Consider the following 17620-nt stretch of genomic DNA (forward strand, 5'->3'; position numbering starts at 1 on the left):
AATAAGGGTCCGTTCAAACAAGTTGCCCTGTTTGAAGTTGACGTCCGTGCTGTCGGGAGCACGAGGCCTGGGGGAGCAGGTCACCAAGGAACCACTCTTATATAAGTGCTGCTGCGTGTGAGCTATGGAGACGACATTGCAGTTCCCTGAATGCTTGTTGAGTACGAAGAAGTACGGCTTTATTTCAGAATGACTACGTAACGATCATCGCTATTGCAACCGCTATGCCAGTGCAGGGCTCTAGTCCGACGTTTCTGGGTCGGAGCAGGGCGATGTCGCATTCCTGTAACTTTTTAACGAATCTCAACCGATCTGGCTCAGTTCGCTCTAGAGACGCCGGGCAATTTTCCTAAAAAGGGGGCGAACCTATCCACCCAGGTTCGCCGCATGCTTGCGCGTTGACCTGTTCGGATTCAATCAGAAGTGCAATGCACCAAACGGGATTAAGTGGGTGCAAGTTGGTGCGTGAGTGTTCAAGTGATCATTGTGATGAGTCCTGAAAGTGTGACTTGTCAGTCAGATAATGAAGTGTCGTTAACAGTGAAGTGCGCTTAATAAAAATGATCAGTGATAGGTTTTAGTGTGCGTAGATCAACAGTGAGCGATCCCGCGCGTTATTCAAAACTTGATGGGAGCAGGCGCACCTGTGCCGAACAGGAACAATAAAAAGTGGCTACGGATCGCTATAAAAGCGACAGCCATTGAAGCGAGACAAATGTCGGGCACTGCAGCGAATTGACGCTGACTTTCAGCCGGAGCGCTGAAGGGAGATGGGGCAGATGGCAGGCTCGCTGACGGATGCGTGCAGCGGGAAAGGCAAGGCGCGGCGTGGGCGGATCGGGTGTGAAATGCGCATGTCTGGCACGAATCGAATTCCTTATCGACGGACGCCCGACTTCTGGTCGGCGTCCTGCACTGTTTCGGACGGGGTAATGTCCGGTTCCTGCACACGGGTGCGTGGTGCGCACCGTTTGGCAGCGTAGACTCGCGGCAGCCTGGGCTGGACGCAAAGCGTTTCGTGGTACTGACGTTCTACAAGAGAAACACTAGAAAGAAGTGTGCCAAAACGTGTCCGGTTGTAACATTTCTGACGCAGTGTCCCTTTTTCGTGGCGGTCGGCCTGTCAATTACGGGCCTCTACGCGCGGTGTCATCGATTCTGGAGCGCATCAATGAGCCACTTTTTCCCAGTTCGTCCGGGTTATCGCCAGCTACGCGAGCGTTTCATTGCCGCAGCCACGGCCGCTGGCGCGCGGTTGAGTGAATACGTCCATCCGATGCCGGGGCCGTTCGGCGAGACGCTGGCCACGGACGTCGCCTGGCTGGGCGATCCGCAGGCGCGGCGGGTGTTGGTGGCGTTGAGCGGCACCCATGGCGTCGAGGGCTATTACGGTTCCGACTGCCAGAGCCGCTGGCTCGAGGGTTTTGATCCACGCGCGCTGCCCAAGGGCGTTGCGATCCTGATCATTCACCTGATCAACCCCTGGGGCACGGCGTGGATGCGCCGGGTCAACGAGGACAACCTCGATCAGAACCGCAACTACCTGGACTTCAGCCGGCCATTGCCGGACAACATCGCCTATGCCGACGTCCACGGGATTTACGCCTGCGAGCAGTTGCGCGGCCCAAAGCGCGATCAGGCCGATGCGTTGTTTCAGGCAGCGATCAACGCGCGGGGCTGGTCAGGGCTGATGTCGGTGGTCGAGGCGGGGCAGTACGCATACCCCGATGGGCTGTTTTTCGGCGGCAGCGGGCCGAGCTGGTCCAATCGCACCCTGCGCAGCATCGTCGGGCAGTACTTGCAGGACGCCGAGGTGGTGACCTGCTTCGACCTGCACACCGGCGCGGGGGATTACGGCCATCCCATGCTGATGAGCATCGTCGAGTCGGCCTACCCCGCGCTCAATGACGCGAAGGCATTGTTCGGGCCGTGGCTGTTCACGCTGATCACCGGCGCCAATCGCGTCAGCGAAACCGGTGTCGCCGCGACGTCAACCGGCTACACCTCGCAGATGCTCCTCGACGCCTTGCCGGTCGTGCACCTGATGCCGTTTGTCATCGAGTGCGGCACGTACCCGGGCGCAGAGGTGCATGGGCATTTGCGTGATGATCACTGGCTGCACCTGCACGGCGATCCTCTGGACGAGACCGGTCGAAGGATCAAGGAAGGGCTGCTGGAGCAGTTTTACCCGGCGGACCCGGACTGGCAGGAAGTGGCGTGGGTGAGGACGCGGCAGGTGTGGGACAGGGCGCTGGCGGCGTTGCCGGGGATTCGCCCATCCACTCCAGGGTGATGAGTGACTCAGCGGCTAAACACTCAGCAGCCGCTTGGCCAGTGCTGGCAATAACACCTCGCACGACGCTTCGATCTTGAGATCTAGCAGATCATCGGCCCGGGTTTTACCCAGGTTGATGGCGATCAGCGGTTTGCCCTGATCCTTCATCGCGCGGCACAGGCGGAAGGCGGAGAACGCCATCAGCGACGACCCCACCACCAGCAGTCCCTGGGCTTCTTCCACCCGATGCATGGCCTTGGCTGCAGTGGGCGGTGCGACGTTTTCACCGAAAAATACCACGTCCGGCTTCATCCGCTCGCCGCCGCAATGGGGACAGTGGGGCACCTGGAAACGTTCTTCGAAGGCCGGGTCGAGCAAGGTGTCGCCATCGGGCGCCTGCACCGCATCGACGCCCGCCAGATACGGGTTTTGCTCGATCAGGGTCAACTGAATGATGTCGCGTTCGGTGCGGTGGTGGCAGTCCAGGCACAGCACCCAATGCAGGCTGCCGTGCAATTCCACGACGTCATGACTGCCGGCCTGATCGTGCAAGGTGTCGACGTTATGAGTGATCACCCCGCTGATGAGATCGTGCTGCTGCAAGCGGGCAATCGCTTCGTGGGCCGGATTGGGTTGCGCGGCGCGAACCCGGGGCCAGCCGAGCATTGCCCGGGCCCAGTAGCGACGTCGGGCCTCGGGCGCATTGAGGAATTCCTGAAACATCATCGGCTGCCGACCCCGGCGCACGCCCTCACTGTCGCGGTAATCCGGAATCCCGGAAGACGTGCTGATCCCGGCGCCGGTCAGCACGAGGAACGAGCGTTCGTGCATCCAGTGCAGCAGGGTGTCGACGTGGGTGTCAGGAACATCAGGCATGCACAGGTCCTCAAGAGCGGCTGTGCGCTGATACTAGAGGGACAGGCTTCAGCCGGGAAGGCGCCAGATGCAACATTGCAGAACTGGTGGTGTTCACACTGGCCTCTTCCCGGCTGAAGCCGGTCCCACAGTTGACTGCAGTGTGTCAGTCGGACCGCGATCTCCAGTGGGACTGCGATCTATTAGTGGGACAGGCTTCAGCCGGGAAGAGGCGGCATCAACACCATCAATCTCAAACCATCCCTGACCCGATCTAACTCAACAACTTCGCAAACGCCTTGTCGTCCTCCAATACCTTCGGCAGCGCCGCGAACACCGCATCCAAATCAACCCCCTCCAGCAACGGGCCGTCCACTTCCTGCTTCGCCTGCGCCGTGGCGCCTCCGTGATTTTCCAGCGCAGCGGAAATGGTCAACGCCTGGGCAACTATTCGTGGCTGGGTCGCGTCTCCCGGCGCCTGCATGGGCCGCGCCTGATAGGCGATGGCGTTCTGAATGACCTCCGGCAATCCCCAGCGCCGGGCCAGTTCCGCGCCGACCTCCGGGTAACCAAAACCCAACTGCAAGGTTTCAATCGCTGCACGGCCGGTTGTCCCGGTCTTGGTCACGCTGTTGATGCGCTCGGCAACGGCGGGCGCGCCGGTCTGGATCAGCAGCTCGCCGATGTCATGCATGACCCCGCAGGTGAAGGCGATTTCCGCATCGGCGCCGGACTGCTTCGCCAGCAAGCGGCAGATCCCGGCCACCTGAAAACTCTTCAGCCAGAAGCCCTTCAGGTCAAAACTCGGCCCTGCCTTGAACGCGCCGGTGACTGCGGAGGCCAGCACCAGCGTGCGCAAGGTGTTGAAGCCCAGACGCATGGCCGCGTCCTCGATGCTCGACGACTCTCGCGCACCGCGAAAACGCGCGGAGTTGGCCAGCCGCAGAATTTTCGCCGCGATCACCGGGTCTTTTTCGATATTGCCGGCAATGCTGCCCAGGTCCGACGACGGGCTGTCGAATTGCTTGATCAGGTCCTGCGCCACCTTGGGAATGCTGGGAAGACTGCTCAAATCGGCGAACAACTGATCGATACCCATGGGTGCTGCTCCTGTCTCAGACGATTTACACACCTTAGGCAACATTGGCGAAACTGCACGCGCCTCTGGGCGGTTTTGCTACAGACGGCACAAACCGGCGCGCACAGGCACGCTAGCGGCGGATCTTTTTCAGCTCATCGGCCGCCGAGGCGGTTTGCAGGGAGAAAAATCAGTAATATGGCGACACACCGGAACGGGTCGTGTCCTGCTCCGGGCCTTATCGATGAAACGCCAGACGCCGGAGACTCCCGGCCGCGCTGGCCTGGACATAGAGGGTGTCATGGGTAACGACAGCATTAATTGGGACAAGCTCGGCTTCGACTACATCAAGACCGACAAACGCTACCTGGCACACTGGCGTGATGGTGAGTGGGACCAAGGCACCCTGACCGAAGACAACGTGCTGCACATCAGCGAAGGCTCGACCGCGCTGCATTACGGCCAGCAATGCTTCGAAGGCCTCAAGGCCTATCGCGCCAAAGACGGCTCGATCAATCTGTTTCGCCCCGACCAGAATGCCGCGCGCATACAGCGCAGTTGCAGCCGACTGCTCATGCCCCACGTGCCGACCGAGCAGTTCATCGAAGCGTGCAAGCAAGTGGTTCGCGCCAACGAGCGCTTCATCCCGCCATACGGCACCGGCGGCGCGCTGTACCTGCGCCCGTTCGTGATCGGCGTCGGCGACAACATCGGCGTGCGCGCTGCGCCCGAGTTCATCTTCTCGGTGTTCTGCATCCCGGTTGGCCCGTACTTCAAGGGCGGCATGAAACCCCACAACTTCGTGATCTCCAGCTACGACCGCGCCGCGCCACAAGGCACCGGCGCTGCGAAAGTCGGCGGTAACTATGCCGCGAGCATGATGCCGGGCAGTGAGGCCAAGAAAGCCAACTTCGCCGACGCCATCTACCTCGATCCGCTGACCCACACCAAGATCGAAGAAGTCGGCTCGGCCAACTTCTTCGGGATTACCCACGACGACGAGTTCATCACGCCGAAGTCGCCGTCCGTGCTGCCAGGCATTACTCGCCTGTCATTGCTCGAACTGGCGCAGAGCCGCCTGGGCCTGAAGGTCATCGAAGGCGAGGTGTTCATCGACAACCTCAACCTGTTCAAGGAAGCCGGCGCGTGCGGCACTGCGGCGGTGATCACCCCGATCGGCGGCATCAGCTACAAGGACAAGCTGCACGTGTTCCACAGCGAAACCGACGTCGGGCCCGTGACTCAGCGCCTGTACAAAGAGCTGACCGGCATTCAGTACGGCGACATCGAGGGCCCGGCGGGCTGGATCGTCAAAGTCTGATCCGACGCGTCCTGCAAGCCTGAAAAGCCACCGCCTTCGTGCGGTGGTTTTTTTTGCCTTCGATTCGGTCAGGTGTGCAATCGCAGACGTCAGGGTATCCAAGGGAATACATTTTTGGTGCGCTTTTATGGATGAGCCGACATTACAGCCTCATGAGCACTTTTACGTAAAAAAGCGCACTGCTTCAGCCGCTTCCTTCGACCTCCGGTAGATGTTCGAACCGAGCAGGCATGTCTTCATGGTCGTCTATTTTTAGAGCTCAATGCTGTACCGCTTGTGTAAAATCTTAAGCTTCAAGCGGTGTTATGCTTCGTCGTTAAAGCGAGCAGACGAGTTTGTGATGAGTAGTGGAACTCTCTTATTTTTTTCCGAAAAAACTGATCCAACCTATGGATGAATCTACAACGATACTGTCTCCAGACCGCCAAGTTTTAGCACAGTTAAGAATCCCGAAGAGTTCCAATGCAGCCGATCTAGATAACTGCCCCACAGTGAAAAAAGTCGAGATTCCGTCAGCAATTACTCTCTTCGTAAATGGCCGACTTGACTGCTCTCGAGCCAGGCGCGCGTTTTATTGCGGATAAGATTGTCGGGTCAATGATTAAGTTCGATTCGGGGCGCGCTGTATTTTTGGCGGTACAGCTGACAGTAGCGTCTCGTTTGATGCAAGAGGTACGGTACCCTGCAACGAGCAGCTAGCGATAAGACACTACTCCGGTCTAATATAACTCATACGCGTCATGCAGAGTTGGAGTTGCTATCGTTATGTCAAAGCCATTGTCCCTTGTGATATGTATTTTACTGGCACTGACGGTGGGTCTTCTGGGTTGTTTTTTGACCGACCCAGTAGGCTATTGCTCAAGTGAAGATCGAAAACTTCAGGATTTGGAATTTCAACGAGTTACATACAATATCTTAAAAATGCAACGTCAGTTAGTGTTTTCTGTTAAACAATTAGGCGGTGCTACACGGTATAACATCAGACCCTACGATGAACGATACTCGAAATGGAATAAAAGTTTTGACGCTAACAACTGTTGCGATGTGGAAAGAAATGCCAGCTTTATTCGAAGAGTGTTGAAGCTCCAAGAGGTGGTGGTGAGAGTTAATCCGCACGCGCCCGAGTGGTACGACGATTGGCTTACATTCAGGTATGACGTATGCGGTAACTTAAAAAGTTCAGACGCTGGTGTTCCGTCCGCTGAAATACATAATGTAAAGACGACAAGTAAGGACTTGCAGGACGACAGCAACAGTTTTTGATTTTGAACTTCTCGACATCTAATCTGCTACCAACTTTCATCTGCGCTGCCCCCGCGAGCCCTTCGACATCACCCCATATTCCTCCAGCAATTGCTCCAGCCAATCCATGAACACCCGGCACCGCTGGGGCAGGTGGCGGCGATGGGCGTAAAGGAGCGACACCGGCATCGCCGTTGGCCGGTATTCCGGGAGAATTTCGATCAAGGCGCCGCGTTGCTGCTGGTAAGCGTCAGCCAGGCGCGGAATCTGGATGATCCCGAGCCCGCCGACACACGCCGCCTCGTAGGCTTCGATGTTGTTCACCGTCACGCTGCAGGGCATCGACACGTGGAAATCCTTGCCTTCGCGGCAGTACTCGAACAGCGCATCGGCAGCGCCAAAGGCTGGTGCGTAGTTAATGAGCCGATGCTGCTGGAGCTCTTCCAGATTCTGCGGAATACCAAAACGCTCGGCATAGCCCTCGCTGACGCAGTTGATCATCCCGAACAGGCCGACGTTGCGCGCGATCAGCGGCGTGTCCGGCAGGGCGCCAATGCGCAGCACGCAATCAAAGCCCTCGCGGACCAGATCGACGCGCCGGTCGGTGCTGCTGATCTCGAGCTCGATCAGCGGGTGCCGCTCAAGGAATTCACCCAGCCGGGGCATCACCAGCCGCCGGGCAATGGCGGTGGGCATGTCCACCCGCAGCCGCCCGCTGAGCGCCGAGTTGTCCTGGCGGAACAGGCCTTCCAGCTCGTCCATCTGACTGAGCACATCCTTGCTGCGCTCATACAGCGCCTGGCCATCGGGGGTCACCTGCACCTTGCGCGTGGTGCGCAGCAGCAGTCGCGCGCCGAGCAGTTCTTCGAGGCTGCGCACATGCTCCGACACCGTGGAACGCGGCAGGCCCAAGGCGTCGCCGGCGTGGGTGAAGCTCGACAGCTCGGCGACCCTGACGAAGGTTTTCAGCAAATCCAGCTTGTTCATTTTGACGCACCCATCTTGTGCCCGAGGCTATGCCCGAGCTTGAGCCTGACCGCTGCCCGTCAACCGTTGATGTAGTAAATGCACAGCGACAGCGTCACCAGCGAGCCCAGCGTCGAGATCAGAATCGTGCTCGACACCACCGACGCCTCGCGCTTGTAATACTCGGCCAGCATGAACGGCCCGGTGCCGGTGGGCAGGGCGCTTAACAGCAGGGCAGAGTTGGCCCACAGCGGCGGCAGGTGAAAGACCCGAAACGCCAGAAACCAGGTCAGCAGCGGGTGGGCAATCAGCTTGATCAGCACCAGCAGCGTCGTGCCTTCACGCGGGCCTTGCTGTTTCTGAGCGAGAAACAGGCCCAGGGAAATCAGCGCGCAGGGCGTCGTCGCGGCACCCAGCAGGCTGAGGAATTTATCCAGTGCGCCCGGCAATGCCACGCCGGTCGATGCCCAGCAGGCGCCCAGTATCGGCGAGACCACCAGCGGGTTTTTCAACAGCGCCAGCAGCACTTTGAGCACGATGCGGTGCACCCGGGCCTCGCTTTGCAACCCGATTTCGATGCACACCAGGGCGATGCCGAACACCACGCAGACCACCAGCAACGAGGCGATGAGCGCCGGTTCCAGGCCGTCCTGCCCCAAGACCATGACGCACAGGGGAATGCCGATGTAGCCGGTGTTGGCGTAGGAGGCGCTGAGGGCGTCTATGCTGGCATCGGCGAAATGCCCGGCCTTCCGGCGCCGCAGCAGCACGGTAATGACGAACATCGCCATAGTCGACAGGGTGAAGGTCAGCACGAAACCCGGGTGCCAGATCTGCGCCCAGGTGGCGTGGGCAGTGGCGGTGAACAGCAGTGCCGGCAAACACAGCCAGACCACCATTCGGTTGATTTCAGAGGCGGCGGTCGGTCCGAGGCGGTTGGTGCGGCGACACAGGTAGCCCACCAGAATGAGGGCGAAGATGGGCAGCAAGACATTCAAGACGGAAGACATCGAACCCGGGCCTATGGCGCAACAAACAAGAGCCGCAGAGTAGAGGGCGCAATCGTTAGGGTGCAACCTTTCTTGTCAGCCGTAGCAAAGAGGGGGCCGAGCGTTTGGAAGAGGGGGAAAGGTAAAGCGGTGCCCGAGGGATGTCGGGCACGGTGGACGTTACGTCGGCAATTACTTTTTCAGCGGTTTGAGATTGCCCGGCGCGATGTCGAGGACCTTGCCGTCTTCCATGTTGATGAGCGCGTACTTATCGCTGATCAGCACCCACTGCGTGCCTTCTTTGGGGGCGGTCAGGCCTTTGCCCTGCCAGTCCTTGACGCCGACGCGCTCGTCTTTGTACAGGTCATGGGTGGTGTCGCCGACCTTGTACTGTACGTTGGTGTGTTCCGCCTGCACGCTTTTGGTTGCAGGGGTTTGCGCCATCGCCGCGAAGCTGGTGCCGCTCAGACAAGTGACCACTGCCGCGCAAGCCATCAGTTTTTTGATGTTCATGGGAATTCCTTTGGTCGTCCGTATAGGTTCTTTCCTGGTGCGCGCCACATGGACCCGACGCGCTGGGTCAATGCCTCAATTTATTTTTCGATCGGGACAATCTTGGTGATCTGGCCGTTGGTGGTCTGCACTTCGACGTATTTGTCGTGGATGCGCGTCCACTGGCTCATTTTGGCCGGCTCTTCCAGGCCCTTGGCTTTCCAGTCCTTGATCGCGGCGTCTGGACGCTGAAATTCCTGCGGCGAACGGCTGCCGACTTCGAGCTCCCGCATATTGTCTCTGGAAGGTTGAATGGTCGGCTCCGTTGCGTTGGCGGCCTGCACCGGGAAACTTGCAACGGAAACGCTACCCAGAATCGCCAGACCGGCAATGAGCGATTTGCTGTTCATTCGAAACTCCTTGGCCAGCGCGTGGTGCGCTGTCATTGGTTTCGACCCTGGGGGGCGCAAATCATTCAGTGCCCGTGCTGGCGCGCCGCCCGGGTGCAGCTGCGAGGCGGCAGCGAAGGTTACCGGGGCAGCGCTTCGGCAATGCTGGCCGACAGCGGTTCGGTCGGCCGGCCAATCAGGCGGCTCAATTGGCGACTGTCGTCGAACAGCGCACCTTTGGCCGCAGCGGCATCGGAGTTGGCGAGCAACTCGGCGACGAATTCCGGCAGCCCGGCGTGCAGCAACGCAGCCCTGTAATCGGCCTCGGGAAGATCGGTGTAGACGACAGGCTTGCCGGATTGCTGCGCGATTTGAGCGGCAAATTCCTTCAGCGTGTAGGACTCGTCGCCGGCCAGCTCGTAGACCTTGCCCGCCTGATTCTCAGGGGATGTCAGTACGACGGCCGCTGCCGCTGCGTAGTCTGCCCGGGCGGCGGAGCTGATCCGGCCTTCACCCGCGCTGCCGTAATGGGCGCCGTTCTCCACCGCGTGGGCGACGCCGGCCGTGTAGTTTTCGTGATACCAGCCATTGCGCAGCACCACCGCCGGAACGCCTGATTTCGCCAGGGCCGCCTCGGTCTGCTTGTGTTCTTCGGCCAGGCCCAGCGCCGAGGTATCAGCGTGGAGCACGCTGGTGTAGCCCAGCAGTTTCGCGCCGGCACGTTTGGCCGCGTCGATCACCGCCTGATGCTGAGCGACCCGCTGGCCCACTTCATTGGACGAGATCAGCAGGACTTTCTCCGCGCCTTCAAAGGCCTGGTCCAGGGTGGCCGGCTGTGAGTAATTGGCCTGGCGAACCTGCACACCCCTGGCGGCGAGATCGGCCACTTTTCCGGGGTCACGGGCGGCCGCAACGATCTGCGAGGCAGGCACGGTTTCGAGCAGTTGAGCGATGACGAGGCGGCCCAGTTGGCCTGATGCACCGGTGATGACGATCATGATGATTCCCGAACGAAGTTGATTGAGCGATCAGCATAGTCACCGTGCTAACCTTTCGTAAGTACGTACGAAAAGGTAAGTGTCATGAACGATATTGCTTCGCCCTCTGCAGGCTCCGTCTCACTGCTCGAGCGTATTCGTACCGGAGCGGTGCTGGCCCGGGACTGCCCGTCGCGGGAAATCCTCAATCATGTGTGCAGCCGCTGGGGCGTGCTGGTGGTGGTGGTGTTGCTGGACGGCATGCACCGGTTCAGTGAACTGCGGCGCAAGATCGGCGGCGTCAGCGAAAAGATGCTGTCGCAGACGTTGCAGAGCCTGGAACAGGATGGGTTTGTCGACCGCACAGCGCTGCCGGTGGTGCCGCCCCATGTCGAATACCGTCTGACGGCGATGGGCGAGGAGGTCGCGTTGCAGATGGACGGGCTGACCACTTGGATCGAGGACAATCTGCCGCGCATTCTGGCGGCGCGGGAAGGGAAAGCGTCGGCACTTGAGTGACCGGTTCTTCTCATTGGCAGATTCGGGATGCCGCGCTCAAAAAGCGGCATCCCGACGCTGCGTGTTCTGCCTGGCAAGACAGCAGCCCAACATCGCTTCACTGCCAGAGCGAGCCCTTAACGCTTACGCATCATCAACAGCGCAACCACAATCGCCAGGGCGGCGATCCCGGTCGCGATCCAGCCCAGCGACCCCAGTCCGAAGTGGCCGATACCCAGCCCGCCAAAAATCGCACCCAAGCCAATGCCGGCGTTAGCCGCCGAAATGTTCATGGTTGCCGCCAGTGCCTGAGCCTTGGCACCGGCCTGCATCACGCGCACCTGGCACACCGGAAACAGCGCGGTGTACGCAACGCCCCACAAGACCAGCGCGGCGATCAGCCAGACGTGGTCCGTGGCCAATGGAATGGCGGCGGCCATGCCGATACTCAGAATCACCAGGAACAGCACCATCGCGCCCAGCGGGCTGCGATCGACCAACTTTCCGCCCCATTGGTTGCCGATCATGCCGACCGCGCCGAAGCCCATCAGCCACCAGCCGACCTGATTGGTCGGAACGCCGGCCAGGGTCTGGAGGATATCGGCCAGATAGGTGTAAGCCGTGAACATCGCGGTGAACGCGAGCACCGACAGCAGCACGTGGGCGAGGAAGCGCGGCTGTTTGAGGATGTCGGTCTGCTTCTCGCCGTGCTTGGCAGGCGAAGAGGGCAAGGTCGGCATGCACAGCTGCATCAAGATGGCGATGACCAAGGAGATGACCGCCAGCACCCAGAAGCTGCCGCGCCAGCCGAGGGTATCGGCGGCGACGGTGCCCAACGGCACACCGAACACCAAGGCGGCGGAAATGCCCAGGTAAACCCGCGACACCGCCTGACCTGATTTGCCGGGTGCTGCCAGTTGCCCGGCAGTTTCGCTGGCGGTGCCCCAGAACACAGGCAGACCCAACGCCGGAATGAAGCGCGCGAGGGCCATGACCCAGATGTTGGTGGAGAGTGCTGCGAGGACGTTGGACGCGGCGAACACCAGCAGGATGATGGTGAAGAGTTTCTTGCGCTCGACGCCGGCCAGTTTTGCCGTGAGGCACGGCCCGCACAACATCACGGTAAAGGCGAACAGTGTCACCACTTGGCCAGCCACGGCGATCGACACGCCCAGGTCCTTGGCCATGGCCGGAAGCAGGCCGACGATGAGGAATTCAGTGGTGACGATGATGAATGCAGCGATCGCCATGATCAGGATTTGTATTCCTGATCGAGACGTGGCATCCGGCGCGGACGCCGTTGCGGAATGTGAAGGTTGCATAGAAGAAGCTCCAAGAGTCGTTGCCATAGCCTATTGGAGATCTATGTTCTCATCCGCGACATAAATGACTTACTATCGCGAACTCAGTTCAGCAATGGTAATGGCCGTGTTCTCATCCGAGCGTCTCAAGGGCATTGACGTATTTGTGGCGGTGGCTGATTTCGGCAGCTTCGCCAACGCGGCATTGAAACTGAACCTGACGGCATCGGCGGTCAGCAAAAGCATTGCCCGCCTGGAGCAGCGATTGGGCCAGCGCCTGTTCAATCGCACCACGCGCCGCCTGGCCCTCACTGAAGCCGGCGTGAAGTTCTACGCCACCTGCAGCGGCGTGCTGGCTGATCTCGAAGAAGCCGAGCTGGCGCTCGCATCGGAGCGGCATGAGCCCCATGGCCGTGTGCGGATTGATTTGCCGGCCTCCTACGGACGTCTCCACGTGTTGCCGCTGATCCTTAATTTCGTCAGGGAATACCCGCTGCTGCAGCCGCACATTTCGTTCTCCGACCGGTTCATCGACCCGGTGCATGAAGGCATCGATATCGTGGTCAGAATCGGCGGGCGCGATGCATGGGCGGCGGGGTTGGGGCATCGTTTCATCGGCGCTCAGCGACTGGTGTTCTGCGCCGCGCCGAGTTACATCGCCGAGCACGGTCGGCCCGAGACGGACGCCGATCTTGAGCATCATCATTGCATCGCCTACGGCCAGTCCGACGGGCAGGTCGGGCCCTGGTATTTTCGCGGGCGCGTGCCGGGGGATCAGGAGCGGCGCGTCATTCATCCGCGCATTGCCGTCGGCGACGGGGAGGGCGAAGTATCGGCCACGCTGGCGGGGCATGGCATCGCGCAATTGCCGACCTGGCTGGTGCAAACCCACCTCAACGAAGGCCGGCTGGTTGAAGTGCTGCCGGAGCTTGCCACCGATGGACTGCCGATGAATCTGGTCTGGCTGAAAACCCGAGAAGCGCTGCCGAAAGTGAGCATTCTGCTGAAGTACCTGAGCGAACACCTGGCGCCCTACGGCAGCGTCGATTCTGCTACCGGGCCGGGGTGATCGGGGGCACACATGGGCGGCTATAAATCCTTGCCCATGGTCATTTCACAGACAGCCATCCCCGACGTTTCGTACAGCCTCCGCGCTGCACGGTTATCGGAAAACACGTTCAACTTCAGACGCAGAATGCCGCGCTCAATGGCCCATGCTTCGACAGCAATCAGTGCTTGCCTGGCCAAACCCTGACGTCTGAAGGCCGGATGAATCTCCAGGTCGTAGATGAACAGCGTCGCCGGCAACGGCGGGTCCTCCACGACGCCGAGCCACAGGCTGCCCACCTCAACGCCTTCGTCAGTGCATAAGCTATAGAACCAATGTCCCTCGGTTTCCAGACCCTCCGTCAACAGGTCGTTGAAGTCAGCGCTGGCGCTTTTGACGGCCGGCGCCTCAGACAATCCGTAGGTGCGCGCGATATCCCGGGCATACCCGGCGACCGAGCGGGCAGCAAATGCCTGAAAATCAGCGGCGGTCATTGGCATCAGCTTCATGTCTGCGTCCCCGCCTGGGGCACAAGCGCTTTCCCGCGATAAGCCACCAACGCCTGCTCCAGCGCGCCCATCGCCTCATAAAGTGCTGACTGCCGCTCGCCGATAGTGGCGGCCGGCGCCTCGGTCTCGCAGGCCGCCTCCAGCGCTTCGCAGCCCTCGATAACAGCCGTCGCGGAAATGATGTTGGCGGCGCCGCGCACCTTGTGGCCGATGTCTTTCAGCTGCTCCGGGCGCGTGGTCGCGTTCAGCTCGGCGCGGTCCTGACGAATGCTGGCGATGAGTTGAGCGAGCAACCGCTCGTTCATGTCGGCCCTGCCGCCGGTCAGCGCTTCGATGGTGTGCGGATCGAACACAGCCTGGGGCGGCTGAACGGGAGAGGCAGACAGCGTGCCCGACGCAGGCGAAGCTCGCAGCGGCATGACCTTGCTCAGGCGGTCGTTCAGCGCGGTCAGGCTGATGGGTTTGAACAGGCAGTCATCCATGCCGGCATCACGGCAGCGTTGCTTTTCCTCCGGCTGCGCATTGGCGGTGTAGCCCAGCACGGTGCAGCGCGGACGTGCCTCGGTTTGCTCCAGCTGGCGGATGGCCCGCGTCAGGTCGTAGCCGTTCATGACGGGCATGTTGCAGTCGGCGATCACCAGATCGAACCGCTCTGCACGCCAGCGCTCCAGGGCTTCGGCGCCCTGAAGCGCCATGTCGCAACGATGCCCGAGGAAGCACAGTTGCTCGAACAGCAGCAGGCGGTTGGCCGGGTGATCGTCGACGATCAGGATGTGCAGCTGGCCCGAGGCGTGGGGTGCCGCTTCGCGGGCAATGCTTTTCGCATCGAGCGGCTCCAGGGTAGTGAATTCGAAGGTCATCTCGATTCGCGTGCCGTCCCCGGGACGGCTGCTCAGCGTCAGGTTTCCGCCCATCATTTCGCACAGACTGCGACAGATCACCAGACCCAGCCCTGCGCCAGTGCGCGCCAGCTGCCCTGATTGATCGACCTGGGCGAAGGGCGCAAACAGCCGCTGCTGGTCCTGTTCGGTAATCCCGATGCCGCTGTCGTGAATCACCACCTGCACGCGCATTTGCTGCGGGCTGCGGCCGGCTTCGGTCTGCAGGCTGATCTTGACCTGGCCCATTTCGGTGAATTTGATGGCATTGCTGATGAGATTGGAAAGGATCTGCTTGAAGCGCAGCGGGTCGATCAGCACGTCCGTGTTGGTTCGCGCGTCCAGATCCAGCGCCAGCGTGAGGTTTTTTTGCCGAGCCAGGCCATCGAACACCCGCACCACGGATTCGACCAATTGGCGCAAATTGGCGCGCTCGGGGCTCAGGCTCAATCGGCCGGACTCGATGCGCGCGATGTCGAGAATATCGCCGATCAGTTCCAGCAAATCCTTCGCCGAGCTGTAGGCCACTTCAATGGCCGGGCGGTCCAGGTGACCATGATCGGCACGCTTCAGGGCCAGCTCGAGCATGCCGATGACGGCGTTCATGGGCGTGCGGATCTCGTGGCTCATCGTCGCCAGAAAGGTGCTTTTCGCGCGGTTGGCATCGTCCGCCAGGTCCTTGGCCGTCTGCAGCTGCTCGATCAATTGCCGCCGTTCGCTGATGTCGATCCAGCCGCCAATGATGCCTTGCACTTTGCCGAGGGAGTCGCGGAACGGCAGGATCCAGTGGTAGATCGTCAGCTCGCGGCCGCCGATGTGCAGCGAGCGATCAAGAATCAGCGGCTCGTTGTCGGCCATGACCCGCTTGTAATCCTCGACGTAGCCCAGGGCCTCTTCGGTATCGCTTAGCACACCGTCCAGAATGCTTTTGCCGATCACGTCCTCGCGCCGCTCGGCGAAGGCGGCGAGGTAGCTTTCGTTGCACATTTTCAGCAGGCCGTCGCGGTCGCGGACGTAGATGGGATGAGGCGTGCCGTTGACCAGCGCGCTCATGAATTCGAACTGATCGTTGAGCGCCCGCTCGGCGCGCTCGCGCTGTTTGATCTGCCGACGCATCCAGGCGTTCCAGGCCAGCGAGCCCAACAGCAAAAGGCTGGCGCCGCCGATGATTTGGTAGATCAACAGCTCATAGTCGTGCCACGCGCCGCTGCTTGGCGGGGTATAGGTGCGCCAGCGATTGTTGATCGCGGCCAGGTCCTCCGGGGCGATGCTCGACAGCGCCTTGTCAAGAATCGAGGTCAGCTCGGTGGCATTGCGTGATGTGGCCATGGCAATGCGCGCCGGTTCCTGCCCGACCGTCACGCGCATCTGCAGCGTGTCGTTCAACGCCCGGGAGGACAGAAAATAACTGGCGCTGAACAGCGACGTGATGGCGCCCTCTGCCCGGCCGTGGGCGAGCATGTCCAGGGCTTGCGCCGGGTTGTCGACCTCCACCGGATAAATGCCCGGGTGGTGGTCGCGCAGGAAGGGCAGGATCGGGCTGCTGAGGGCCAGCGCCACCCGCTTGCCGTCCAGCTGATCGAGATTGGAGGGCGCCGAGGTTTCCTTGCGCGTGACCAGCACGAACACGTTGTCCATGTAGGGACGGCTGAAATTGAAGCGGTTCTGGCGCTCGTCGCTGGGGATCATCGCGCCGATCAGGTCGGCCTGGCCCTGGCTCAACTGATTGGTCATGTCGTTCATGCTGGCGGCATGGCTGACTTTAAAGGTGAGCCCGGTGCGCAGGCGGATGAGTTCGAGCAAATCGGCGGTGACGCCGCTGAAATTGCCGGCCGCATCAAAGAACGTCAGCGGCGCGTAGGCTTCGTTGAACACCACGCGAACGGTCGGATGCTGGGCGATCCAGCGTTCTTCCCGTTGATTGAGCTGCAGCTTCTGGTCGGTCAGCATCAGGTCGCTGCCGGCGCCCCAGCGTTTGGAAATGGCGATGCGCTCCTCCACCGGAATGCCCTTGAGCACCCGATTGACGATGTCCAGCAGTACCGGGTTGGACGCCTCCACCGCGAAGCTGAAACCGTTTGCCTCGTGCTTGCCGAAATTGGCCATCTGCACGTTGTTCAGATAGCCCTTGTTGATCACGTAGTGGGTTGAAATCGTGTCCCCCAGAAACACGTCGGCCTGGTTGAAGGCCACGGCGTTGATCGCACTCTGGAAGGAGGGGAAGGTCTGCAGGCGCGCCTTGGGATACAGCGCGGCGATTTCGTCGGGCGGCAGGTAGTGATAAACCATGCTCAGGCGCAAACCGTTGAGGTCGCCGCTCAAGGGCCGGGTTTCTCCGGCGCGGGTCACCAGCACGGGCTGATCAACGGCGTAGGGCGTGGACAGCACGATCCCGCGCGACGCCGCCTCATAGCCATTGGCGCTGCCCAGCAGGTCGATTTCGCCGTTGCTCAGCGCCTGAACCGCCTCGTCGCGGCTGGCGAAACGCAGGACCTTGACCGGCAGGTCGAGTACGCGCCCGAGAATGCCGACGTAATCGGCGGTAAAGCCTTCATAGTCGTGCCCGGTCAGGGTCATGTCGAAAGGCGGATAGTCCGGCGCGGAGGTGCCGACCACCAGCTCGCGCTTGTTGCGCACCCATTGCCACTGGGCGCGCTCCAGCGTCACGTCCATGTGCGCAGGGTTGGAGCGGCTCAGCAGCGTGTAGCGTTCCGGCGCCAGGGGATCTGCCTGGGTGTCGAAGCCCAGGCAGACCATCACGGCTGCTATCCAATAGTCCTTTAACGCCTTTGGCATCCTGTC

General features: G+C 60.8%; 14 protein-coding genes. 4 read left to right on the forward strand and 10 right to left on the reverse strand.

What is annotated here, in order from left to right; genetic code table 11:
• Positions 1-1171: 1171 nt before the first annotated feature.
• Positions 1172-2293 (forward strand): DUF2817 domain-containing protein, encoded by a 1122-nt coding sequence (locus tag QWI20_RS13445; protein WP_369305906.1) that lies wholly within the window; start codon positions 1172-1174, stop codon positions 2291-2293.
• Positions 2294-2308: 15 nt separating this feature from the next.
• On the opposite strand, the gene QWI20_RS13450 is transcribed toward QWI20_RS13445, so the two are convergent.
• Positions 2309-3151 (reverse strand): NAD-dependent protein deacetylase, encoded by an 843-nt coding sequence (locus QWI20_RS13450; protein ID WP_369305907.1) that lies wholly within the window; start codon positions 3149-3151, stop codon positions 2309-2311.
• Positions 3152-3404: 253 nt separating this feature from the next.
• On the reverse strand, positions 3405-4274 hold the full coding sequence (locus QWI20_RS13455) for an HDOD domain-containing protein (RefSeq protein ID WP_369305908.1): 870 nt from the start codon (positions 4272-4274) through the stop codon (positions 3405-3407).
• A gap of 235 nt (positions 4275-4509) precedes the next feature.
• Between QWI20_RS13455 and QWI20_RS13460 the strand changes: the two genes are divergently transcribed.
• On the forward strand, positions 4510-5529 hold the full coding sequence (locus QWI20_RS13460) for a branched-chain amino acid aminotransferase (RefSeq protein ID WP_369306013.1): 1020 nt from the start codon (positions 4510-4512) through the stop codon (positions 5527-5529).
• A 1299-nt stretch (positions 5530-6828) separates the two neighbouring features.
• Here the strand turns inward: QWI20_RS13460 and QWI20_RS13465 are convergent.
• The 5 genes from QWI20_RS13465 to QWI20_RS13485 all read right to left on the reverse strand — a co-directional run bounded on the left by QWI20_RS13465 (position 6829) and on the right by QWI20_RS13485 (position 10605).
• Positions 6829-7758 carry a LysR substrate-binding domain-containing protein gene (locus tag QWI20_RS13465; RefSeq protein WP_369305909.1) on the reverse strand — a complete coding sequence of 310 codons (930 nt, stop codon included), beginning with the start codon at positions 7756-7758 and terminating at the stop codon, positions 6829-6831.
• Between the two features lie 59 nt (positions 7759-7817).
• Positions 7818-8747 carry an AEC family transporter gene (locus tag QWI20_RS13470; RefSeq protein ID WP_369305910.1) on the reverse strand — a complete coding sequence of 310 codons (930 nt, stop codon included), beginning with the start codon at positions 8745-8747 and terminating at the stop codon, positions 7818-7820.
• Positions 8748-8918: 171 nt separating this feature from the next.
• Positions 8919-9239 carry an RcnB family protein gene (locus QWI20_RS13475; protein WP_369305911.1) on the reverse strand — a complete coding sequence of 107 codons (321 nt, stop codon included), beginning with the start codon at positions 9237-9239 and terminating at the stop codon, positions 8919-8921.
• A gap of 80 nt (positions 9240-9319) precedes the next feature.
• On the reverse strand, positions 9320-9628 hold the full coding sequence (locus QWI20_RS13480; protein WP_369305912.1) for an RcnB family protein: 309 nt from the start codon (positions 9626-9628) through the stop codon (positions 9320-9322).
• A gap of 119 nt (positions 9629-9747) precedes the next feature.
• The gene (locus QWI20_RS13485) at positions 9748-10605 is read right to left on the reverse strand and encodes an SDR family oxidoreductase (RefSeq protein ID WP_369305913.1); all 858 of its coding nucleotides are present in this window, start codon (positions 10603-10605) and stop codon (positions 9748-9750) included.
• An 84-nt stretch (positions 10606-10689) separates the two neighbouring features.
• Here QWI20_RS13485 and QWI20_RS13490 point away from each other — a divergent pair, with 84 nt between their 5' ends.
• Entirely contained in the window at positions 10690-11103 is a 414-nt protein-coding gene (locus tag QWI20_RS13490; protein WP_369305914.1) for a winged helix-turn-helix transcriptional regulator, read from the forward strand.
• Positions 11104-11219: 116 nt separating this feature from the next.
• Here the strand turns inward: QWI20_RS13490 and QWI20_RS13495 are convergent, their stop codons facing one another.
• Positions 11220-12404: an MFS transporter gene (locus QWI20_RS13495; protein ID WP_369305915.1), complete on the reverse strand. Its 1185-nt coding sequence runs from the start codon at positions 12402-12404 to the stop codon at positions 11220-11222.
• Between the two features lie 106 nt (positions 12405-12510).
• Between QWI20_RS13495 and QWI20_RS13500 the strand changes: the two genes are divergently transcribed.
• Entirely contained in the window at positions 12511-13452 is a 942-nt protein-coding gene (locus tag QWI20_RS13500) for a LysR substrate-binding domain-containing protein (RefSeq protein WP_369306014.1), read from the forward strand.
• A 20-nt stretch (positions 13453-13472) separates the two neighbouring features.
• On the opposite strand, the gene QWI20_RS13505 is transcribed toward QWI20_RS13500, so the two are convergent.
• Positions 13473-13940, reverse strand: coding sequence for a GNAT family N-acetyltransferase (locus tag QWI20_RS13505; RefSeq protein WP_369305916.1), 468 nt, complete (start codon positions 13938-13940; stop codon positions 13473-13475).
• A complete protein-coding gene (locus QWI20_RS13510) occupies positions 13937-17614 on the reverse strand; it encodes a transporter substrate-binding domain-containing protein (RefSeq protein WP_369305917.1) in 3678 nt (1225 codons plus the stop codon). Before QWI20_RS13510 ends, QWI20_RS13505 begins: the two co-directional genes overlap by 4 nt.
• Between the last annotated feature and the right edge of the window lie 6 nt (positions 17615-17620).

Source organism: Pseudomonas sp. W2-17 (assembly GCF_041060445.1).
Taxonomy (GTDB): Bacteria; Pseudomonadota; Gammaproteobacteria; order Pseudomonadales; family Pseudomonadaceae; genus Aquipseudomonas.